Raw genomic sequence first — 19761 nt, forward strand, 5'->3', positions numbered from 1 at the left:
TCCTTTCCAAGCCCTTTCCCCACGTCGAAAGCAATATGTAAGAACCCATGTGGCATGCTTCGGTGCTCATCCGGCTCCGGTTTCCGCGCATGTGCCGTTCGCGCCTCGTTTTCCCCATCCTTCTCCTGCTGGCCGCGACCGCCCAGGCCAGCGACGACGACACCCCCAGCTATGCCTTCGGCGCAGGCATGCAGCGGATGCCCGCGTGGCAGGGTTCGAAGGACCGGCGCGACCAGGCCATCCCCTACGTGGACATCGACCTGCCCGGCAAGGGCGAGCTATCCACCGCCGACGGCCTCACCATCGACCTCATCTCCGGCGAGCACTGGCACGGCGGCGTCTACGGCAACTGGTTGTGGGGCCGCACGCGTGGCGACCTCGGGCAACTTGGCGGCAAGGTCGCCTCGCTGTCGCCGCGTTTCCAGGGCGGCGGCTACCTGGAGTACGCCTTCGACAAACGCTTCAGCGTGGGGGGGCACGTCGCCCACGACACCAACGGCGCGGGTGCCTATGCGGCGCTGTACGCCGACTATCGATTGCCAGACGTGTGGTATATCCAGCATTCGATCGAACTGCAGGTCGAGGGCATGAATGGCCCGGCGATGCGGCGCTTCTACGGTGTCACCCCTGGTGAGGCAGCCACCCTGGGCACCCAGGCATGGCACCCCGGGGCGGGCTGGCAATCAGCGAACCTGGAATACGACGCCTTCATTCCCACCTCGCGGCATACCGGCTTCGCCCTGGCCGTTTCGTACGGACGGCTATATGGGAATGCCGCGCAGAGTCCGCTGGTCCGCCAGTTCGGCTCGACCCGGCAGGTGACGGAAACCCTCGCCTTCGTCTATCACTTCTAGACGGCCGGGCCGGCATTGAGTTCGTCGCGTTCCGGCGGCGCCGGAACCGCGAACAGCACGCCCAGCATCACCAGGTGGGCGGCGGCTGAAAGGAACGGCGACCATGCCTGCGACAGCACCTGGTAGGGAAGGATGTCGCCGATCAATACATTGGCGAGGTTCCAGCCCCAATGCAGGCCCACCGCCAGCCACAGCGAACCGGTGCGCAGCACCGCCGTGGCATAGGCGAGCCCGAAGCAGAACAACATCACCCATTCCGCAGGGCCGGCACCGAGCCGGTAGATATGGTTGACCACGTAGAACGTGCTGGATACGAGTACGAAAGCCCACGGCACCCAGCGGATTCGTGCCGCACGGTAGAGGAATCCACGCGTGAGGATGTCCTCGGCGATGGAGGGCACGAAGGTTGCGACAAGGGCCCATGGAATCGACGAGAGAAAGGAAACGGCAGCTACCCGTGGCGATTCCGGCGCAAGCGCGGCATAGACGTTGAAGACCATGCCGATGCAGACGGCCACGTACTTGAGAAGCAGTGCCAGCGCGAGCCCGCCGGCCAGCAAGACCCCCGCCGACCGGCGCCACTCCAGGGCGTAGGCATCGTAGCCACGAAAGCCGAGCCAGCGTCCGAGCGGCCAGGCGGCCACGACCATGCCCACCATCAGGCCGGCCTGGACCGTGAAGCTGCCGAGCAACCGCCCGCCGATACCCTCGGCAGCCTGGTACAGAACGAACAGGATCGCGAAGGCGAGTGCCGCGCGCCATCGATCGTTCTGCGTCATGGAATCCCCTGAAGGTTGCTTGTACTGCGCGAAGCTTAGGGCCCGAAGGCGTTGCGCGCCATAGGATTTTGGTCGCCGCTTACGGGCCGGCGAGCGGGGCTCAGCGATCGTCGCGGGTCCAGATCGCGCCTTCGGCTTCCTTCACGGGGAAGACCGGAACCGGCTCGTAGGCGGGCGGACAGGTAACCTCGCCGGACCGGACGTCGAAACGGGCACCGTGCCGGACACATTCGACCTCGAAGCCATTCACCGGCCCACCAGCCAGTTCGCCGCCATCGTGCGTGCAGACGTCTTCGATGGCGTAGAGATCGCCGTCGATGTTGTATACGGCGATCGCCGTATCGCCGTCCCACACCACCCGGTACTCGCCGGGAAGCAACTCGCTACGCGTCCCTACCCGTACCCAACCGTTCATGTGCGCAATTCCTTCGTCAGGTACTCGAAGCGCAGGTCGTCGCGCTGCGGGAGACCGACGCGTTCGTCGCCATAGGGGAATGGTTTCGTCCGGCCGGTACGGAGGTAGCCGCGCCGCTCGTACCAGGCGATGAGTTCGACGCGGATATCGATCACTGTCATTTCGACACGTTGGCATCCCCACTCGTCGCGGGCGATGCGCTCGACCTCTTCGATCACCAGCCGGCCGATGCCCGCCCCCTGCAGCGGCGGGTGAACGGAAAACATGCCGAAGTAGCAGGCCCCGCCTTGCCGCTCGATGTAGCAGGACGCGGCGACCACCCCATCCCGCTCGAACAGCACGAAACGCCCGTTCCCGCCGGAGAGCAATGCCTCGATTTCGGTGACGTCGGTACGCCGGCCGTGCAGGAAATCCGCCTCTGTGGTCCAACCCGCACGACTGGCATCGCCGCGGTAGGCGGATTCGACTAGCGCGGCGATGACGGGAGCGTCGGCCGGGGTGGCTTTGCGGAAGGCATGCTTGATGGTCATGCGGGAATCTTAGCGGTTCAGAGCAGCAGCTTGCGCACCCGGCCGACAGCTTCGATGAAGCCGTCCACCTCGGCCTTCGTGTTGTAGAAGGCCAGCGAGGCTCGCAGCGTGGCCGGTACGCCGAAGAACTGCATCAACGGGTGGGCGCAATGGTGGCCCGAGCGAACGGCCACGCCCTGCAGGTCGAGCAAGGTGGCCATGTCGTTGGCGTGCGCTCCCTCCAGCAGGAAGGAAATGACCGGTTCCTTCTCCTTCGCACGACCGAAGATGCGTACACCCGGCAGGTTTTCGATCGCATCGGTGGCATACGCCAGGAGTTCCTGCTCATAAGCCTTGAGCCGGTCGAAGCCCAAGCCCTCGAGGTACGCGATCGCCGCGGGGATACCCGCGAAACCCGCGATATTCGGTGTGCCCGCTTCGAACCGGTGCGGCGGATCGGCGAAGACGGTGCCGTCGAAGCGCACCTCGCGGATCATCTCGCCGCCACCGAAGAAGGGCGGCATCGCCATCAGGTGCTCGCGCTTCGCCCATAGCGCGCCGGTGCCTGTCGGCGCCATCATCTTATGACCGGTGATGGCATAGAAGTCGCAACCGAGCGCCTGAACGTCGATCCGGCGATGCGGCGCCGCCTGTGAACCGTCGACCAGCAGCGGGATACCGCGCTTACGGCACTCGCGGGCGATCTCACGGACCGGATTCACCGTGCCCAGCACGTTGGAAACGTGGGCGACGCAGGCGAGTTTCACCTCGGGCGTCAGCATCTCGATGTACTTCTCGACGATCAGCTCACCGTTCGCATCGATCGGCGCGGCCTTCACCGTGGCACCGGTACGTTCGGCCACCAGCTGCCAGGGGACGATGTTGGCGTGGTGCTCCATCACCGTGGTGAGGATCGCGTCCCCCGCCTTCAGTCGTGGCAAGGCGTAACTGTAGGCCACCAAATTGATCGCCTGTGTCGTTCCGGAGGTGAGGATCACCTCGTCCCGCGAGGGTGCGTTGACGAACCGTGCGATGGCGTCGCGCGCGGCCTCGTAAGACGCCGTGGCTTCCTCGCCCAGCGTGTGCACCGCGCGCGCCACATTGGCGTTGTGCTCGCGATAGTGCCGGTCCACCGCCTCGATCACCGATACCGGCTTCTGCCCGGTGTTGGCATTGTCGAAATAGATCAGCGGCTTTCCGTGGACGGTCCGCGACAACAGCGGGAAGTCGGCGCGGATGTGTTCGACGTCCAGCGGCAAGGTGGCTGTTTCGGGCTTGGCGTTCATGGCTTGGCTCCGTAACTTATTCGGCGGCGGGACTGGTCGGCAGGTGCGCGACCAGCAGTTCGCCCAGATGCTCGCGCAAGGCCTCGTTCGGCAGCGATTCGAACACGGCACGGCAAAACGCCAGCGTGAGCAGGCTGCGCGCCTGGACCAACGGGATACCGCGGGAACGCAGGTAGAAAAGCGAGCGTTCATCAAGCTGGCCGATGGTGGCACCGTGCGCCGCCTTCACCTCGTCGGCATAGATCTCGAGTTCCGGCTTGGTGTCGATCTCGGCCTGTCCGGACAGCAGCAGGTTCTTGTTGCTGAGCGAGGCATCGGTGCCATCGGCACCCTCGGAGACCACGATCGCGCCACGGAACACCCCGCGCGAGCGGCCGTCGGCGATCCCGCGCCACAGGGCATCGGATGCCGTGTTCCGCGCGTTGTGCCGGATCTCGAGTTGCGTATCGGCGTGCTGCCGGCCCGACAGGGCGAACACGCCGCGCGAATCGAAGCGCGCACCATCGCCCACCAGCTCGGCGCTCACTTCATGCCGGACGAGCGCGCCGCCGAGTTCGAGGGCGTGCAGGGTCACTTCGGCCCGCTCGTCGAGACGGACATGACTGCGGCGAACCAGTGTGGTGGCGACCGAGGCGTCCTGGACCACGACGAGGCCCAGGCGGGCCCCTTCGCCAGCGACGACATCGGAGACCAGCGTGCCGAGTTGCGCGGCGGCGCCCGCCGAGACGAAGTGCTCGACGATTTCCGCACTCGCGTACTTGCCGATTTCCACGAGCACGCGCACATGCCAGGCGCTATCGCCCTGGACGCCGCTGGAAACGTGCACGATATGCAACGGCTTCGCCAGGGCGACGCCCTCGGATATGCGAAGCACGAGACCGTCCGTGGACAACGCCGCATTCAGGTGCGCGAAGGCATCCGCGGCGGCGCGCCGGTAACGGTTGGCCAGCGCGAAGCGCAAGGGCTCGGGATGGGTGGACAGCGCGCCGGACAACGGGGTCCATTCGACACCGTCGGCATCGAGCGAGGAAAGATCGGCGCGAAACGCACCGTCGACAAAGACGACACGGCCGCCGTCGACACCGGGCAAGGCATACAGCGCGGGATCGACGATGGCGGCAACGGCGGCCGCACGGTCGGCGAGTGCGAACCCGCGCTGCGACAGCGCACGCAGCGGCGTGTACTTCCACGCCTCGTCACGCCCTTCCGGCAGGCCGGTGACAGCGAAGGCATCGAGATTTTCCGCACGCGCGGCGTCGAGCCATGCGATGCCGGTCGAGGGAAGCGTGGCGGCGGCGTCCAGTGCCGCCCGCACGAACGGGGACGGCGCGTTGCTCATGCCGGCGCCCCGGCGAGATCGGCCTTGCGCAGTTCCGGATGCGTGTCGGCGAGCCACGCATAACCCTGCTCTTCCAGCTTCAGGGCGAGGTTCTTGTCGCCACTCTCGACGATGCGGCCGCCGGCGAGCACGTGGACGAAGTCCGGCTCGATATAGTCGAGCAGGCGCTGGTAGTGGGTCACTATCACGAACGAGCGGTCCGGCGAGCGCAGGGCGTTGACGCCCTCGGCCACCTGCTTCAGGGCATCGATGTCCAGGCCGGAATCGGTTTCGTCGAGGATGGCCAGCTTCGGCTCGAGCACGGCCATCTGGAAGATCTCGTTACGTTTCTTCTCGCCACCGGAGAATCCTTCGTTCACCGCGCGGTGCAGCAGTTCGTCGGAGATCTGCATCACCTTCAGCTTCTCGCGGACCAGCTTGAGGAAGCGCATGGAGTCCAGCTCGGCTTCACCGCGGAACTTCCGCTGCGCGTTGAGCGCGGCACGCAGGAAGTAGGTGTTGTTCACTCCCGGGATTTCCACCGGATACTGGAAGGCCAGGAAGACGCCGACGGCGGCACGCTCTTCCGGCTCCAGCGCGAGGAGGTCGCGGCCGTCGAAGGTGACGGAGCCTTCGGTCACCTCGTAGCCATCGCGCCCCGCGAGCACATTGCCGAGCGTGGACTTGCCCGCGCCGTTGGGCCCCATGATGGCGTGCACCTCGCCGGGCTTCACCGCGAGCGAAAGGCCTTTGAGGATCTCCTTGCCTTCGACGCGGGCATGGAGGTTGTCGATCTTGAGCATGTGCATGGCGGTGCTGTCCAATCAGGGCGTGAGGTGCGAGAGCGCGTCGAGCGCGTCGTCGCGGCGATCCCAGGGCACGAAGATGTGGTCGTGCAGGAACGCGGATACGGGGTTGCAGGGGATGCCGCGCTTGGCGAGCGCGGCGGATACGGCGGCCATCATGCCGACCGCGGTGAGACTCGACTGCACGCGCAACGTGATGCGCGCCCAGAGCAGGCGGTCGCCTTGCACATCGTCACCATCGACATCCACGATCAGCGTGCTGCCTTCGGCCTCGCGGAACATCATCAGCGCGTCGGCCAGGCGCGTCCGCGCCTTCTCGTGCGAGACGTGGAGGAAGCGCTTGGGGATCGGGTCGATCTCCGGATCCAGTGCGGCGAGCAGCGCGCGCAGATCGGTCACGCCCGGTGCGGAACCGGCAATGCCCATCGTCAGCCCACCGCGCCTTCGAGGGAGACCTCGAGCAGCTTCTTGGCTTCGACGGCGAACTCCATCGGCAGTTCGCGGAACACCTGCTTACAGAAACCGTCGACGATCATCGACACGGCATCTTCCTCGCCAATGCCTCGCGAGAGGCAATAGAACAACTGGTCGTCGGAAATTTTCGAGGTGGTGGCTTCGTGCTCGACGATCGCGTTCGGATTCTTCACTTCCATGTACGGAAAGGTATGCGCGCCGCACTTCTTTCCGATGAGGAGGGAATCGCATTGGGTGTAGTTGCGCGCACCGTCCGCACCCTTTTCGATCTTCACCAGGCCGCGATAGCTGTTCGAGCTGCGGCCGGCGCTGATGCCCTTGGCGACGATTTTCGACTTGGTGCCCTTGCCGATGTGGATCATCTTGGTGCCGGTATCGGCCTGCTGGCGGTGGTGCGTGAGCGCCACGGAGTAGAACTCGCCCACTGAGCGGTCGCCCCGCAGCACGCAGCTGGGGTACTTCCAGGTGATCGCGGAACCGGTCTCGACCTGGGTCCAGGAGATTTTCGAATCCGCGCCACGGCAGTCGCCCCGCTTGGTCACGAAGTTGTAGATGCCACCCACGCCGTTCTCGTCGCCGGGATACCAGTTCTGCACGGTGGAATACTTGATCTGGGCGCGCTCCAGCGCGACCAGCTCGACCACCGCGGCGTGCAGCTGGTTCTCGTCGCGCATGGGCGCCGTGCAGCCTTCCAGGTACGACACATAAGCGTCGTCCTCGGCCACGATGAGGGTGCGTTCGAACTGCCCGGTGTTGATCGCGTTGATGCGGAAGTAGGTGGACAACTCCATGGGGCAACGCACGCCCTTGGGGATGAACACGAAGCTGCCGTCGGAGAACACGGCCGAGTTCAGCGCGGCGAAGTAGTTGTCGCCCGTGGGCACGACGCTGCCCAGGTATTGGCGCACGAGGTCGCCGTGCTCGCGGATCGCCTCGGACATCGAGCAGAAGATCACACCGGCCTCGGCCAGTTCCTTGCGGAAAGTGGTGCCCACCGACACCGAGTCGAACACCGCATCCACGGCGACGCCGGCCAACCTGGCCCGCTCATGCAAGGGCACGCCGAGTTTCTCGTAGGTCTCGAGCAGCTTGGGGTCGACCTCGTCCAGCGACTTCGGACCAGCCTTCGGGGCCGAGTAGTAGCTGACCGCCTGGTAATCGATGGGCGCGATGTCGAGCTTCGCCCAGTCGGGCTCGGGCATGGTCAGCCAATGGCGATACGCGGCAAGGCGCCACTCGGTCATCCACTCGGGCTCCTGCTTGATCGCGGAGAGCTGGCGGACGATGTCCTCGCTCAGGCCGGGAGGCAAGCTGGTGGATTCGATGTCGGTGACGAAACCGGCTTCGTAGCGGCGGTTGAGGGCCGCTTCGACTTCGGCGTTATCGCGCACCGGGGCTGCCACGTCGCGTGTCATGTTCTCACTCTCGTTCATGCGTTTGCCTGTGCGGCCTGGGCCGCATCCTTCGCCGGCGCCCCGGGGCGCGCGGCCAGCATCTGTGCCAGGGTCATGGAACGCAGCACGCCGTCGATGGCCCCGGAGACCGACCGCCAGCTGTCGCTGACGCCGCACTGGGACTGCCGGTCGCAATGGCCCTGGGCCACGCTGCATTCGGTCATGCCGATCGGACCTTCCATCGCCTCGACGATGTCGGCGAGGCTGATCGCCTCGGCCGGACGGGCGAGGCGGTAACCGCCGTTGACCCCGCGAAACGACTCCACCAATCCGGCGTGGCCCAGCAGCTTCAGCAGCTTCGAGACCGTCGGCAGCTCCAGGCGCGCCTCCTCGGCGATCTGGGCGGTGCTCAGAACGTCGGCGGGATGCGCGGCGATGCAGGTCATCACCACGGTCGCGTAATCGGTCAATCGGCTGACACGGAGCATGGGGAGGGGATGTCGTCAATACCGGACCAAAATGGTACTAATTTCCGGCAAGCAGCGCAATGGCGGAAGGCGAACAGGGCCGCCCTTTGAGAGGGGAATCACGAGGGCCAACCCTTATGGGAGCCGAACCCTTGTGGGAGCCGACCTTGTCGGCGATCCCGCGGCAGCGGGCCAGGTCGAGGCAAGCACCCATCGCCGACAAGGTCGGCTCCCACAACCGCGCACCCATGGTGCAACTCGTCGCACCTAGATGGTGCGTCCGGGGCATTGCCGGCGTCACCGTCGCTAGCCGTTGCCGCGCCGCACAACGCCTGGAGGCACTCGCCCCCAAGTGGCACGCATCCTGCTCTTCATCTGGCAGGCCAATCGAAGGGGAAGCGCGCTCCATGAAGTGGATCAACGCGATCATCAAGCCGTTCACGCTGGACGACGTCCGCGAAGCCCTCTCCGAGGTCGGGGTCCAGGGGATGACGGTCACCGAGGTGAAGGGTTTCGGCCGCCAGCACGGCCACACGGAGTTGTACCGCGGCGCCGAGTACGTCGTGGACTTCCTGCCCAAGCTGAAGATCGAGATCGCCGTCACCGACGAACAGTTGGAGCGCGCGGTCGAGGCGATCACCACCGCCGCCCGCACGGGCAAGATCGGCGACGGCAAGATCTTCGTCATCGACCTGGAACAGGCCATTCGTATCCGCACCCAGGAGGTCGACGCCGATGCGCTCTGATGTCATCCGCAAAACCCTCGCGCCGGCACTGGTTGCCGCCCTCCTCCCCTGTGGCGCCCTCGCCCAGGCAGCCGCCGCTCCGGCGAAGCTCGATTCCGGCGACACCGCCTGGATGCTCACCGCCACGATGCTCGTGCTGCTGATGACCATTCCGGGCCTCGCCCTGTTCTACGGCGGCATGGTCCGCGCGAAGAACCTGCTCTCCGTCCTGATGCAGTGCTTCGCCATCACCGCGCTGGTCACCGTCCTGTGGGTGGTCTACGGCTATTCGGTGGCGTTCGACAACACCGGCATGACCGCGGGAACGACCAACCTGCATTCCTTCGTCGGCGGCCTGGGTCACGCCATGCTGGCCGGCCTCGAGCCCGGCAGCCTCTACAACACGATTCCGGAAGCGGTCTTCGTGATGTTCCAGATGACCTTCGCGATCATCACGCCGGCACTCATCGTCGGAGCGATCGCGGAACGCATGAAATTCTCCGCGCTGCTCGTGTTCACCGCACTGTGGTTCACGCTGGTCTACCTGCCGATCGCGCACATGGTGTGGGGCGGCCCGGGTTCTTTCCTGGGCGACCTCGGCGTGCTCGACTTCGCCGGCGGCACCGTGGTGCACATCAACGCGGGCATCGCGGGCCTCGTGGGATGTCTCGTGATCGGCAAGCGCCGCGGCTATCCCTCCACGCCGATGCCGCCGCACAACCTCGGCTACACACTGGTCGGCGCGAGCATGCTCTGGCTTGGCTGGTTCGGCTTCAATGCCGGTTCCGCGGTCGCGGCCAACGGCAGCGCCGGCATGGCGATGCTGGTGACGCAAATCGCGACGGCGGCCGCGGCGATCGGCTGGACCGCCATCGAGTGGATCACCCACCGCCGCCCCAGTGTGCTCGGCGTCGCCTCGGGCGCCGTCGCCGGACTCGTCGCCATCACGCCCGCCGCCGGCACCTGCGGCCCCGGTGCCGCGCTGGTGCTCGGCCTCGTCGCGGGTATCGTCTGCTTCTTCTGCGCCACGCGCCTCAAGCGCAGGTTCGGCTACGACGACTCGCTCGATGTCTTCGGTGTCCACGCCATCGCCGGCATCATCGGCGCGTTGCTCACCGGCCCATTCGCCGCGCCCGCGCTCGGAGGGTTCGGTACCGTGACGGACCTCGGCCTGCAGTTATGGATCCAGTTCAAGGGCGTGGCCTTCACCGTCGTCTACAGCGCCGTACTGAGCTACGTCATCTTCAAGGGCATCGCCGTGACGATGGGCCTGCGTGTCGACGAAGAACAGGAGCAGGTGGGCCTGGATATCGCGCTGCACGAGGAGCGGGGTTACAACTTGTCTTGAGCCTGTCCCGTCGATCGGGTGGGAAGCGGCCTTGGCCGCGATCGGGCATCCGTCAAGAGCCCGTTCGTGCGCCAACGCGCTTCCCACCCGCAAGGGCGCATGAGTGTCACGGGCGGACGGCGGTGACTTCGATTTCCACGAGGAAGTTCGGGCTCGCCAACGCGGCCACCTGCATCGCCGAGCGCGATGGCAGGTTCGGTTGCGCCGCGGTACCGAAGAACTGCGTATAGCCCGCCATGAACCCGGCGAAGTCCATCTTGCCACCCTTGGCGGGATCGCCGACCAGGAAGACCTGCATCTTCACGACGTCACCCATCGACAAACCCATGCCCTTCAGTTGCTTCTCGATCGAGGTCAGCACGACGACGGTCTGCGTCTTCGTGTCGCCATAGGCCTGCGGGCTGTCCTTCGGTGCGTTCGCATCGGCCACCGGCGGCACGACGCCACTCAGGAAGACGAGGGTCTTGCCCGCGGGAATTTCCACCGCGGCGGAAATGGGAAACGTGCTGTTCGGAATTTTGTGCCGTACGACATCGGCGGCGAGCGCGGGCGCGGTGGCGGCAAGCAGCAGCGATGCGATCAGTGTTGGCTTGAACATGGGTCAGTTGTCCTCGTCGGTGGGAGCGGCAGCGGGACGGAACGCCTTCACGTCATCGGGCTTCAAGGTGTCCGAATAGGCGTTGCCGAAGTGGCTGCGCACGTAGTTGACCACGTCCGCGACCTGGGCGTCCGTCAACAGGGGGCCGAAGGCCGGCATGGCGCCACGGCCATTCATCACCATCACGACGGGATAAGCCGCCGACGCGAGCTTCGGATTGCTCGCCAGCGCCGGATAATGACCCGCGCCGACGGCACCCTTCGCGTCCGCCATATGGCAGCCTTGGCAGATGTGCGTGAAGATCTGCTGGCCGGTGGCGTGCGAGGCCTCCTTGGCATCGATGAAATCGGCATCGGTCTTTTGCGCCAGGGCGAAACCGGGCGACACGAGCAACGCGATCGCGAGGATGATCGTTTTCATGCGTGACCCCCGGCCCGTGCCCGCTGGTGCAAGGCATCGATCGCGGAAAGCGACGAAAGGATGGCGCCTTCCTGCCAGGCCGGCAGGTACGACGCGTGCTCCCCTGCCAGGACGATGCGGCCGTCCATCGAGCAGATGTCCGCGTAGTGTTTTTCGCGCGCGGCATCGGTCCACCAGCCGAAACAGCCGAGGGTGAACGGGGAACGGTGCCAGGCCACGGCCATGCCGTTCTCGAATGCCGCGGTGTATTGCGGATGGATTCGAGCGCCATATTCGACGGCCTTGCGGATACGCGCCGCGGGATCGAGCGAGGTGAACTCGTAGGCTTCGGTGAAGAAGGTGTATGAGCCGAGCAGCACGCCTTTCTTCGTGCCGATGCCGTGGCTCGGATAGGAGATCATCCCGATGGGGAGATCGGTGGCCGTGATGCCACCGTAGATCGCCTCGTCTTCTTCCCAGAACCGCCGCTTGAACTGCAAGCCGATCTTCGATGACGCCATGTACGGCACGGCGGATATCGCCGCCGCCTTGGCGGCGGATACCTGGATGGGAATCTGGCTGAGGATGGACAGGGGAATCGTGCACACGCACCAATCGGCTTTCGCCTGTCGCGGCGAACCGGGCGCGTTGGTGTCCTCGTAGGTCACGGTGACGCCGCTGTCGTCCTGGGCGATGCCGGTCACCTTCGCGTTGTAGCGGATCACGTTGCCGCCGATCTCGCGCACGAAGGCCTTGCCGATGGCGTCCATCCCACCCACGGGCTGCATCAGTGTGGTCTGGTACTCGTAGAGCTCGCTCATGCCCAGCGCCTTCCACAGGCGGCCATTGAGCATGTCGGAAAGACCGACCGGCGTGGAGAATGCCGGCTTGCCGTCCGGGCCACCGCCGGCGTCTTTCGCATAGCCGCGGTGTTCACTGCTTTCACGCCCGGCCGCATAGCGGTATTCGCGATCGAGTCCGCCGAAGTCACGCATCGCCTCGAGCAGGATCTCACGATCCTCGCGGCTCACTAGGTCGTCCAGTCGACCCTTCCCCGCCGCCTTCGCAAGCAGCTCGGCCACGCCGCCATGGAAATCCGCCTGCACCTCGCGCAAGCGCTGCGGCTTGCCGCCGAATGCGTCCTTCCCGTGGATGTAGGCGTTGTGATTCACCTGCACGAAGGGTTCGAGCGGCACGCCGAACCGGCGGCAGTAATCGAGCACACCGTGGTGGTGGTACGGAATTCTCCAGGGGCCGGGATTGAAGTATTGCCCTTCGTCGAAGCGGCACACCTGCTGGTGGCCGCCCAGCTCGGTGTAGACGTCGCCCCCACGGAGCGTCCAGTTACGGCCGCCCGGCCTCGCGTTGTACTCGAGGACCTGCACCGTGTAACCGGCCTTGCCCAGTTCGTAGGCGGCGACGAGGCCAGCCAGGCCCGCGCCCAGCACCAGCACGTTGCCACGCCCTGTGCCTTGCAATGGCGGTGGCCGCCGGTAAGGGGACTCGGCGGCGAAGCCGAGGTTGGTCATCGCCTGGTACATGAGAGCGCCGCCACCGGCGATACCGATCATCCGCAGGAGATCGCGTCGCGTCATGGACGCGCTTCCACAGTCGTTTTCCACCTACCCGTCCCCCGATAGAAACCCCTGGGCTCCTAGATAACCACACGCTGCAGTGCACCACAAGAATCGGATGATATGCACCATGGAGGTGCTATGACAGCGCGCGGCAAAGGCTCTAAGCTGACCGGCGGTATCGTCCTCGCAGAATGTCCATGACCGCTTCCGACCGCTCCGCCATCCGCCTCGCCTGGGCCCGACACGTCACGGGCGACGCCACGCTCGCACTCGATCCCGCCTCCGCCGACGCGAGCTTTCGCAGCTACTGGCGCGGCCATGTCGACGGCCAGCCGGTGATCGTGATGGACTCGCCGCCGGAAAAGGAGAACCCTGCGCCGTGGGTGGAGATCGGCGAGCGCCTCGCACGCGCCGGCCTGCACGTACCGAAAGTGATGGTGGCCGATCTCCAGCAGGGCTTCCTGCTCATCGAGGATCTCGGCACGCGAACCTACCTTCCCGAACTGAACGACGCGAGCGTGGATGCGCTATACGGCGATGCCCTGGATGCGCTGCTACGCATGCAAGCGCACGTCGATACACGTGGCCTGCCCTCCTTCGACCATGCGTGGCAGACCATGGAACTGGAGATCATGCCCTCCTGGTTCCTGGAGAGGCACCTGGGCGTGACGCTGGCGTGCGGCGAATGGGACGTCGTGGAAAACGCATTCACCACCATCATGCATGTCATCGCGGAACAACCGCGTGCTTTCATGCATCGCGACTATCACAGCCGCAACCTGCTTGTCACCGAGGAGCGGTCGCCCGGCATCATCGATTTCCAGGGAGCGATGTCGGGGCCGATCACCTACGACCTTGCTTCACTACTACGCGATGCATACATCGTCTGGGACAACGAGCGCGTCGAAGGCTGGGTCGAGGCCTATCGCCTGCGCCTGCTCGACGCGCGGCTGCTGGAAGAGACCGTGGACACCGACCGTTTCCGTCGCTGGTTCGACCTCACCGGCCTGCAACGCCACATCAAGATCCTCGGCCTTTTCTGCCGGCTCTGCTATCGCGACGGAAAACCTGGTTACCTCAACGACCTTCCGCGGGTTCTTCGTTACGTGCTCGATACCGCACGGCGTCATGCCGACACCGCACCGCTGGCCGACCTCATCGAGGCGACGGTCGGCGATCGCGACCTGCGCGTGGCGGTGGACGCATGAAGCACGCATTGATCCTCGCCGCGGGCCTGGGCGAACGTATGCGCCCGCTCACCGAACACACTCCCAAGCCCTTGCTCGAAGTGAACGGCAAGCCGCTCATCGTGCACCATATCGAGAAGCTCGCCGCGGCGGACGTGCGTTACATCGTCGTCAATACCTCGCACCTCGCGGACCGCTTTCCGGAAGCGCTTGGCGACGGATCGCGCTGGGGCGTGCGCCTCCGTTATTCGTACGAGGGACCCGTGCCACTGGAAACCGGCGGCGGCATGCTCAAGGCGCTGCCACTGCTCGGCCCCGAGCCATTCATCGTGGTGAGCGCGGATATCTGGAGCGACATCGACTACGCCGCACTTCCCCGCGAACCTCGGGGCCTGGCCCACCTGGTGATGGTGCCGAATCCCGACTTCCACCCTCACGGCGATTTCGCCCTGGCGGCGGGACAACTCCATGAAGGCGACGGTCCGGCAGGAGCAGAGCGCCTCACCTTTGGCAATGTCGGTGTGTACCGGCGCGAGATCGTCGAAGGAGAACCACCGGGACGATTCAAGCTGCTGCCGATGTATCGGCGCGCCATCGCATCCGGAAGCCTCACCGGCGAACGGCATGATGGCTTCTGGCGCAATGTGGGCACGCCAGCGCAGCTGGATGAACTGCGCCACGCGCTTACGGCCGCTTAGCGGCTACTGGATGGTATCGACGCCCAGTTCGCGCAATCGCTCGTGGCCGAGGGCGAACGCTTCGTTGAACGCGCTCGTGATGTCGACGAAATCGTTCGTGCCGGTGCTGGCTTCGATTTCCTCACCGATGTGATCGAGAATCCGGTAACTGCTGCGGTAGACCTGCTCACCGGCGTTGTCGTATTTCACCGCCTTGGCCACCACTCTGTACTTACTGTGATTTTCCACTGCGCTTCCCTCCCCTATGCGTTGATACTGCCGGGGTAACATGACCGTTGCAAGCGACTTCGACAACGGCATGGGTACGGCGTTCCCGGCCGTCTCAGCCGGGCGAATGCAGATGGGGCACCGTGGGCGGGCCGGGTTCCGTGGCGACATCCGCTGAAAGCGCCGCCCGCGCCGCCTCACGCGTCATCACCACGATACTGATGCGTCGATTGATCGCTGCCGCGGGGTTTGCCTTGTCAAACGGCACGGAGGCGGCCAAACCCACCACACGGGCGACCTTTTCCGGCTGCATGCCGCCCTCGATCAGGGTACGGCGCGCGGCGTTCGCGCGGTCGGCGGAGAGTTCCCAGTTGCCATAGGCGCTGTCCGCGCGGATATACGGTGCGCTGTCGGTATGGCCCGAGATGCTGATCTGGTTCGGAACCTGGTTCACGAAGCCGGCCAGCTCATGCAGGATCTGCACGGTGTAGGATTTCAGTGCACCGCTGCCCGTATCGAACATCGGCCGGTTCTGCTTGTCGACGATCTGGATGCGCAACCCTTCCGACGTGATGTCGAGCAAGAGCTGGTCTTTGTAGGGGGCCATCGCCTGACTCTTGGCGATCGCTTCGTTCAGGTCCTTCATGAGCTGTTCGAGGCGGCGCTTTTCCTGCGCCTTGGCCAACTTCTCGACCTCGCTCTCCGCCGGTTTGGCGAAGGCTTGCTGGTCGCCCGGGCCCTTCGGCAGTTCCAGCGCGCCACCCAGCTTGATCATGCTGGTGCTGGCCCCGCCCGGCCCCATCTTGCCCGACGGCGCCATGGTCGACTGGCCCTGGGTCATGCTGGGGTTCTTGAAGTATTCCGAGATGGCGGCGCGCTGCTGCTTGGTGCCCGCGCCGACCAGCCACATGACCAGGAAGAACGCCATCATCGCGGTGACGAAGTCCGCGTAGGCGACTTTCCAGACGCCGCCGTGATGGGCATGGCCACCCTTTCTTCGCTTGCGGACGACGATGATCTGTTTCAGGTCGCTCATGGAGGCTTACCGAGCGGCCTTGAGGTGGGTCTCGAGATCTTGGAAGGTCGGCCGGGAGCCCGACTGCAACGATTTGCGCGCGAACTCGACCGACACCATCGGGTTGTAGCCGCGCAGATTGGCAAGCAAGGCCACCTTCACGCATTCGAACGCCTTGCCGTCGGTGCCCACGCGCGCTTCCATCGCCGCCGCCAGCGGACCGACGAAGCCATAGGACAGCAGGATGCCGAGGAAGGTACCCACCAGCGCGCCCGCAATATGCTGGCCGATAACGACGGCATCGCCGTCGATCGACTTCATGGTGATGACGATGCCGAGCACGGCCGCGACGATTCCGAAACCGGGCAGCGCGTCAGCCATCTTCTGGACCGCCAGCGCCGGCACCAACGCCTCGTGGTGATGCGTTTCCAGCTCGACGTCGAGCAATTGCTCGAGCTCGTGCGGGTCCATGCTGCCGCCCACGATAAGACGCAGGCAGTCGGTGATGAAATCGATGAGGTGATGCTCGGCGACCAGGCGCGGGTACGCGCCGAACAACGAGCTGTTCGCCGGGTCCTCGATATGCGCTTCCATGCCCAGCTGACCTTCCTTGCGCATCTTCACGAAGATGTCATACAGCAGCGACAGGAGATCCACGTAGTCCTGCTTGCGGTACTTCGGCCCCTTGAACAAGGCGACGGTATCGCGACCCGCCGCCTTGACGACATCCATCGAGTTGCTGCTGATGAAGGCACCGAACGCCGCGCCGAAAATGATGAGCAACTCGTACGGCTGCCACAGCGCGGCCATCTCGCCGTGCGAGAGAACATAGCCGCCGAGTACGGAGACCAGGACAATAATCGAACCGATGATGACCAACATGACTTCACTTCCTCCCAGTCCCTTGCTATATCGGCCGATCCATCGGCAAATTGAGGAACGCGGTCACGTTTTTCGCAGCTTTCACTCGTCTAGGACGAAGGGCCCGGGATAGCGTGGAAAAACCAGGCGGATGCGGGTGCCGACGCCAGTCTCGCTCTCGATCTCGATCGCCCCACCCGCCTGCGCCACCATGCCGTAGACCTGGGCGAGGCCAAGACCGGAACCGCCCTCCTTGGTGGTGAAGTAGGGCTCGAACAGGCGCTGACGCACCTCCTCGGCCATGCCACCGCCGGTATCCGCCACGCTCACGAAGACCTGGCGCAACCCGCCGGCTTCATGGGCGAGTCCGGGCAGGCGCTCGTCGCCGACGCGCTCACCGACCTCCATCACGATGGCCCCGAAGCCCCCCATCGCGTCGCGCGCGTTCAGGCACACGTTCATCAATGCCTGTTCCACGCCATGGCGATCCAGCCACACCGGCAAGGCGCCCGGCTGACGCAGTACGTCGATGCTTACGCGGCCACCCAGGCCATGCCGGGCGAAGTCCGCGAAAGCCACGACCAGGTCGCCGAGGTCGACCGCCTCCGGCTGGGCGTACTGGTTACGCGCGAAGGCCAGCAGGCGTCGGGTCAATGCCGTGGCGTGCCGCGCACCCTCCACCGCATAGGTGATCATCCGACGGTGCCGGGGCGACAGTTCATCCGAGTCGTCCTGCAAGCCGGAGAGGCTGACGATCACCGTCTGCAACATGTTGTTGAAGTCATGGGCGACTCCGCTCACCAGCTGGCCGATGGCCTGCTGCTTCTGGGCCTGGCGCGCTCCCGCCTCGGCAAGGTCGCGCGCGCGGTTGGCCAGGTCGAGTTGTTCCCGGACGCCGGCGAGCCGGCTTTCGGCGTCGCGCCTCGCTCCATGCTCGCTCTCCAGTCGCTCCAGCAAGGTGCCGTACTGTGTCGTGGCCGAGACCGACCGCGCCACGGTCTCGTTGAGCCGCTCCTGGAGCAACTCGATGATCGCCTCAAGGGCGGCCTGGAGTTCCACGCGCTCGGTCACGTCCCGGCTGATGACGATGAGGTGGTCCAGGACATCGCCGGCCACGACCGGGGCGACCATGACCTCCCACCATCGGGAAGGTCCATCGCCGGTCCTGCGTGCGCCGACGAAGTCGACCCTTTCGCCTGCGCAGGCCCGGTCCAACACCCCGGCGACCATGTCACGGGCCTCCGGGGGCCAGAGGTCCAACCAACGCATCCCGACCAGTCGATCGGTACCTTCGGGAGCCAGCGCGGCGCAACCCAGGCCTGCCACGAAGCGAATGACGCCATCGCGGTCCAGTTCCTTCATGCAGTCGGAAGATGCCTCGACGAACTGCCGGTAGCGCCCATCCCCTTCGCTCATGTTATGTCGCTGCCCCGTCGTCGCCCATCGGTATCACGCGCTGCGTGACGGCCCGCTGTCAAGCTGGACAAGTAAGGAAGTCACGCGTCGTCATCGAAGCCGGTCTCGCCCTCGGCGAACACCGGCGCGCCGTCCTCTTCGACACCCAGGACGAGGCCCAACGCCTTCTCTGCCGCCGCGGCGGCACTGTCCTCATCACGGAAGCTGCGGTTCTCGTAGACGGCGAAATAGCTCGGAAAGCTGCCGTCGGCCGGGTGCGCGGACAGGAGCGCGGTGTATCGGGAGCCCTCGCGGGTGGCGCCACTGCGCAGTGTGAAGCCGGGGAATTCGCGTTCTGCCATGGATCGGACCTCGAAGGGAAACGAAAGTCTAGCGTAGCCGGGCGCTTGCCAGCGCTCTTGCATGGAACCCCTTATGAGTCAAGGAATTCGTTCAGGAAATCGGCACTTGCCCCCAGGGAAGTTTGTAGGGTATTTCCTACAACAAGCGCCTCACATATCGATGCACGAGGGCGCGATTCAGGGGAAACAGGGGCACTGCAGCATGAACGTCACCACCACCACGTCACCGTCGCGGCGACTTGCGTGGACCGTCGCCACCGTACTCGCGCTTGCCGGCATCGTCGGCCTGGCACTTGCACCACGGGTGGCGCTCGCCATCCCGCGTACGGCGATCCAGATGGTCTACGCCTGGCTTTGTGCATCACTCGTGGGCTCCGCCTACGTCGTGGTCACACTGGCCAACGACGCGGAAGGCGCCACCGAGGATAGCGACGATTTCTGATCTCAGGGATGGGGTGTAATCAAAGAATGAGCCTGCCTATCCCAAAGGCAGGCCGTCTTCGGTCAAGGCCGACGAGCAGTGATCGGGCAACGCGCTGCCGAATTCGCATCGGATACACCTACAACCGACGAGCTATGTACGCATCGGTCCGATAACGATAGCGTATCGAGCACGTCGTGCGCATGACGCACCTCACCTACAAGGAACGTAGAGCATGAGCTTTCTCACGTCGCTCGATAGTTTGCCCGCCCCCATCATCCCGGACGGCGCGACGCCCGACACCTCGGGCAACATTTCCGTCCATGTCGGCCCATGGCAGGGCTTCAACGATGGTGATTCGGTACAGATCCTCGGAGGCTTCGGTGACCAGGTCCTCGGCAGTACCAAGGTCGTCGTACGCAAATCGTTCTTTGGCGGCACGGCAAAGGTCGAGAGCGTGGATATCGACGTATCCGGCGTGACCCTTGGCAATCTCGGTAACAGCGGGCTGACGATCAAGGCGCGCTGGATTCACAAAGATGGCGAGGCATTCGGCAGCAAAGTCTCGGCTGAGCTCGAGGTGCCATCCCCCGGGATGCGTGAAGCACCTTAAACAGGCTGGCGACCAGGTAGATCGCCGTACGCGGGCGCCCCGGCTGGCCAGCT

24 protein-coding genes are annotated in these 19761 nt (G+C 65.1%); 7 read left to right on the top strand and 17 right to left on the bottom strand.

Features of this window, described 5'->3' with window-relative positions; genetic code table 11:
- Positions 1-89: 89 nt before the first annotated feature.
- Entirely contained in the window at positions 90-854 is a 765-nt protein-coding gene (locus J2T07_RS18195) for a MipA/OmpV family protein (RefSeq protein WP_306851982.1), read from the top strand.
- Here J2T07_RS18195 and J2T07_RS18200 read toward each other — a convergent pair.
- The 9 genes from J2T07_RS18200 to J2T07_RS18240 all read right to left on the bottom strand — a co-directional run bounded on the left by J2T07_RS18200 (position 851) and on the right by J2T07_RS18240 (position 8323).
- Positions 851-1633, bottom strand: a complete 783-nt coding sequence (locus J2T07_RS18200; protein WP_306851985.1) for a CPBP family intramembrane glutamic endopeptidase — start codon at positions 1631-1633, stop codon at positions 851-853. The genes J2T07_RS18195 and J2T07_RS18200 overlap by 4 nt on opposite strands.
- Positions 1634-1733: 100 nt before the next feature.
- Positions 1734-2048 (bottom strand): non-heme iron oxygenase ferredoxin subunit, encoded by a 315-nt coding sequence (locus J2T07_RS18205; RefSeq protein WP_306851988.1) that lies wholly within the window; start codon positions 2046-2048, stop codon positions 1734-1736.
- Positions 2045-2578, bottom strand: coding sequence for a GNAT family N-acetyltransferase (locus tag J2T07_RS18210; RefSeq protein ID WP_306851990.1), 534 nt, complete (start codon positions 2576-2578; stop codon positions 2045-2047). Before J2T07_RS18210 ends, J2T07_RS18205 begins: the two co-directional genes overlap by 4 nt.
- A 17-nt stretch (positions 2579-2595) precedes the next feature.
- On the bottom strand, positions 2596-3843 hold the full coding sequence (locus tag J2T07_RS18215) for an aminotransferase class V-fold PLP-dependent enzyme (protein ID WP_306851991.1): 1248 nt from the start codon (positions 3841-3843) through the stop codon (positions 2596-2598).
- A gap of 16 nt (positions 3844-3859) precedes the next feature.
- Positions 3860-5182, bottom strand: coding sequence for a Fe-S cluster assembly protein SufD (gene sufD / locus J2T07_RS18220; protein WP_306851993.1), 1323 nt, complete (start codon positions 5180-5182; stop codon positions 3860-3862).
- Positions 5179-5964, bottom strand: coding sequence for a Fe-S cluster assembly ATPase SufC (gene sufC, locus J2T07_RS18225; protein WP_306852189.1), 786 nt, complete (start codon positions 5962-5964; stop codon positions 5179-5181). The genes sufD and sufC overlap by 4 nt, the downstream gene beginning before the upstream one ends.
- A 21-nt stretch (positions 5965-5985) precedes the next feature.
- A complete protein-coding gene (locus tag J2T07_RS18230; RefSeq protein WP_306851995.1) occupies positions 5986-6366 on the bottom strand; it encodes an ACT domain-containing protein in 381 nt (126 codons plus the stop codon).
- Positions 6367-6395: 29 nt separating this feature from the next.
- Complete coding sequence (gene sufB / locus J2T07_RS18235; RefSeq protein ID WP_306852192.1) at positions 6396-7856, bottom strand: Fe-S cluster assembly protein SufB; 1461 nt, start codon at positions 7854-7856, stop codon at positions 6396-6398.
- Positions 7857-7870: 14 nt separating this feature from the next.
- Positions 7871-8323: an SUF system Fe-S cluster assembly regulator gene (locus J2T07_RS18240; protein WP_306851997.1), complete on the bottom strand. Its 453-nt coding sequence runs from the start codon at positions 8321-8323 to the stop codon at positions 7871-7873.
- A 386-nt stretch (positions 8324-8709) separates the two neighbouring features.
- On the opposite strand from J2T07_RS18240, the gene J2T07_RS18245 reads away from it, so the two are divergent.
- Positions 8710-9048, top strand: a complete 339-nt coding sequence (locus J2T07_RS18245) for a P-II family nitrogen regulator (RefSeq protein WP_306852000.1) — start codon at positions 8710-8712, stop codon at positions 9046-9048.
- Positions 9038-10375 (top strand): ammonium transporter, encoded by a 1338-nt coding sequence (locus J2T07_RS18250; protein WP_306852002.1) that lies wholly within the window; start codon positions 9038-9040, stop codon positions 10373-10375. Before J2T07_RS18245 ends, J2T07_RS18250 begins: the two co-directional genes overlap by 11 nt.
- Before the next feature lie 106 nt (positions 10376-10481).
- On the opposite strand, the gene J2T07_RS18255 is transcribed toward J2T07_RS18250, so the two are convergent.
- Genes J2T07_RS18255 through J2T07_RS18265 form a run of 3 tightly spaced genes read right to left on the bottom strand, consistent with a single transcriptional unit; the run spans position 10482 to position 12967 of the window.
- On the bottom strand, positions 10482-10973 hold the full coding sequence (locus J2T07_RS18255; protein ID WP_306852004.1) for a RidA family protein: 492 nt from the start codon (positions 10971-10973) through the stop codon (positions 10482-10484).
- Between the two features lie 3 nt (positions 10974-10976).
- On the bottom strand, positions 10977-11393 hold the full coding sequence (locus tag J2T07_RS18260; RefSeq protein WP_306852006.1) for a c-type cytochrome: 417 nt from the start codon (positions 11391-11393) through the stop codon (positions 10977-10979).
- A complete protein-coding gene (locus J2T07_RS18265; protein ID WP_306852008.1) occupies positions 11390-12967 on the bottom strand; it encodes a flavin monoamine oxidase family protein in 1578 nt (525 codons plus the stop codon). The genes J2T07_RS18260 and J2T07_RS18265 overlap by 4 nt, the downstream gene beginning before the upstream one ends.
- 179 nt (positions 12968-13146) lie before the next feature.
- On the opposite strand from J2T07_RS18265, the gene J2T07_RS18270 reads away from it, so the two are divergent.
- Positions 13147-14157, top strand: coding sequence for an aminoglycoside phosphotransferase family protein (locus tag J2T07_RS18270; RefSeq protein WP_306852010.1), 1011 nt, complete (start codon positions 13147-13149; stop codon positions 14155-14157).
- On the top strand, positions 14154-14834 hold the full coding sequence (gene murU / locus J2T07_RS18275; RefSeq protein WP_306852013.1) for an N-acetylmuramate alpha-1-phosphate uridylyltransferase MurU: 681 nt from the start codon (positions 14154-14156) through the stop codon (positions 14832-14834). The genes J2T07_RS18270 and murU overlap by 4 nt, the downstream gene beginning before the upstream one ends.
- Positions 14835-14837: 3 nt before the next feature.
- Here murU and J2T07_RS18280 read toward each other — a convergent pair whose 3' ends face one another.
- From J2T07_RS18280 to J2T07_RS18300, 5 genes are all read right to left on the bottom strand, one after another.
- Positions 14838-15062 (bottom strand): hypothetical protein, encoded by a 225-nt coding sequence (locus tag J2T07_RS18280; protein WP_306852015.1) that lies wholly within the window; start codon positions 15060-15062, stop codon positions 14838-14840.
- 94 nt (positions 15063-15156) lie between these two features.
- Positions 15157-16077: a flagellar motor protein MotB gene (motB, locus tag J2T07_RS18285; RefSeq protein WP_430539376.1), complete on the bottom strand. Its 921-nt coding sequence runs from the start codon at positions 16075-16077 to the stop codon at positions 15157-15159.
- Positions 16078-16083: 6 nt separating this feature from the next.
- Entirely contained in the window at positions 16084-16938 is an 855-nt protein-coding gene (motA, locus tag J2T07_RS18290) for a flagellar motor stator protein MotA (protein ID WP_306852017.1), read from the bottom strand.
- An 81-nt stretch (positions 16939-17019) separates the two neighbouring features.
- Entirely contained in the window at positions 17020-18333 is a 1314-nt protein-coding gene (locus tag J2T07_RS18295) for a two-component system sensor histidine kinase NtrB (RefSeq protein ID WP_306852020.1), read from the bottom strand.
- Positions 18334-18413: 80 nt separating this feature from the next.
- Complete coding sequence (locus tag J2T07_RS18300; protein WP_306852022.1) at positions 18414-18674, bottom strand: hypothetical protein; 261 nt, start codon at positions 18672-18674, stop codon at positions 18414-18416.
- A 202-nt stretch (positions 18675-18876) separates the two neighbouring features.
- On the opposite strand from J2T07_RS18300, the gene J2T07_RS18305 reads away from it, so the two are divergent.
- The gene (locus J2T07_RS18305; RefSeq protein ID WP_306852025.1) at positions 18877-19116 is read left to right on the top strand and encodes a hypothetical protein; all 240 of its coding nucleotides are present in this window, start codon (positions 18877-18879) and stop codon (positions 19114-19116) included.
- A 214-nt stretch (positions 19117-19330) separates the two neighbouring features.
- On the top strand, positions 19331-19708 hold the full coding sequence (locus tag J2T07_RS18310; RefSeq protein ID WP_306852028.1) for a hypothetical protein: 378 nt from the start codon (positions 19331-19333) through the stop codon (positions 19706-19708).
- Positions 19709-19761 lie beyond the last annotated feature (53 nt).

The sequence above is a fragment of the Luteibacter jiangsuensis genome (genome assembly GCF_030812295.1).
Taxonomy (GTDB): Bacteria; Pseudomonadota; Gammaproteobacteria; order Xanthomonadales; family Rhodanobacteraceae; genus Luteibacter; species Luteibacter jiangsuensis_A.

Bases quoted from the DNA above. Each gene is read 5' to 3' on its own strand.
- J2T07_RS18300 (WP_306852022.1), bottom strand. From the start codon at position 18,674: ATGGCAGAACGCGAATTCCCCGGCTTCACACTGCGCAGTGGCGCCACC.
- sufC (WP_306852189.1), bottom strand. From the start codon at position 5,964: ATGCTCAAGATCGACAACCTCCATGCCCGCGTCGAAGGCAAGGAGATC.
- J2T07_RS18295 (WP_306852020.1), bottom strand. From the start codon at position 18,333: ATGAGCGAAGGGGATGGGCGCTACCGGCAGTTCGTCGAGGCATCTTCC.
- J2T07_RS18195 (WP_306851982.1), top strand. From the start codon at position 90: ATGTGCCGTTCGCGCCTCGTTTTCCCCATCCTTCTCCTGCTGGCCGCG.
- J2T07_RS18305 (WP_306852025.1), top strand. From the start codon at position 18,877: ATGAACGTCACCACCACCACGTCACCGTCGCGGCGACTTGCGTGGACC.
- motA (WP_306852017.1), bottom strand. From the start codon at position 16,938: ATGTTGGTCATCATCGGTTCGATTATTGTCCTGGTCTCCGTACTCGGC.
- J2T07_RS18265 (WP_306852008.1), bottom strand. From the start codon at position 12,967: ATGACGCGACGCGATCTCCTGCGGATGATCGGTATCGCCGGTGGCGGC.
- J2T07_RS18200 (WP_306851985.1), bottom strand. From the start codon at position 1,633: ATGACGCAGAACGATCGATGGCGCGCGGCACTCGCCTTCGCGATCCTG.
- J2T07_RS18270 (WP_306852010.1), top strand. From the start codon at position 13,147: ATGACCGCTTCCGACCGCTCCGCCATCCGCCTCGCCTGGGCCCGACAC.
- J2T07_RS18240 (WP_306851997.1), bottom strand. From the start codon at position 8,323: ATGCTCCGTGTCAGCCGATTGACCGATTACGCGACCGTGGTGATGACC.
- J2T07_RS18210 (WP_306851990.1), bottom strand. From the start codon at position 2,578: ATGACCATCAAGCATGCCTTCCGCAAAGCCACCCCGGCCGACGCTCCC.
- J2T07_RS18215 (WP_306851991.1), bottom strand. From the start codon at position 3,843: ATGAACGCCAAGCCCGAAACAGCCACCTTGCCGCTGGACGTCGAACAC.
- J2T07_RS18255 (WP_306852004.1), bottom strand. From the start codon at position 10,973: ATGTTCAAGCCAACACTGATCGCATCGCTGCTGCTTGCCGCCACCGCG.
- sufB (WP_306852192.1), bottom strand. From the start codon at position 7,856: ATGACACGCGACGTGGCAGCCCCGGTGCGCGATAACGCCGAAGTCGAA.
- J2T07_RS18205 (WP_306851988.1), bottom strand. From the start codon at position 2,048: ATGAACGGTTGGGTACGGGTAGGGACGCGTAGCGAGTTGCTTCCCGGC.
- murU (WP_306852013.1), top strand. From the start codon at position 14,154: ATGAAGCACGCATTGATCCTCGCCGCGGGCCTGGGCGAACGTATGCGC.
- J2T07_RS18310 (WP_306852028.1), top strand. From the start codon at position 19,331: ATGAGCTTTCTCACGTCGCTCGATAGTTTGCCCGCCCCCATCATCCCG.
- J2T07_RS18260 (WP_306852006.1), bottom strand. From the start codon at position 11,393: ATGAAAACGATCATCCTCGCGATCGCGTTGCTCGTGTCGCCCGGTTTC.
- sufD (WP_306851993.1), bottom strand. From the start codon at position 5,182: ATGAGCAACGCGCCGTCCCCGTTCGTGCGGGCGGCACTGGACGCCGCC.
- motB (WP_430539376.1), bottom strand. From the start codon at position 16,077: ATGAGCGACCTGAAACAGATCATCGTCGTCCGCAAGCGAAGAAAGGGT.
- J2T07_RS18250 (WP_306852002.1), top strand. From the start codon at position 9,038: ATGCGCTCTGATGTCATCCGCAAAACCCTCGCGCCGGCACTGGTTGCC.
- J2T07_RS18245 (WP_306852000.1), top strand. From the start codon at position 8,710: ATGAAGTGGATCAACGCGATCATCAAGCCGTTCACGCTGGACGACGTC.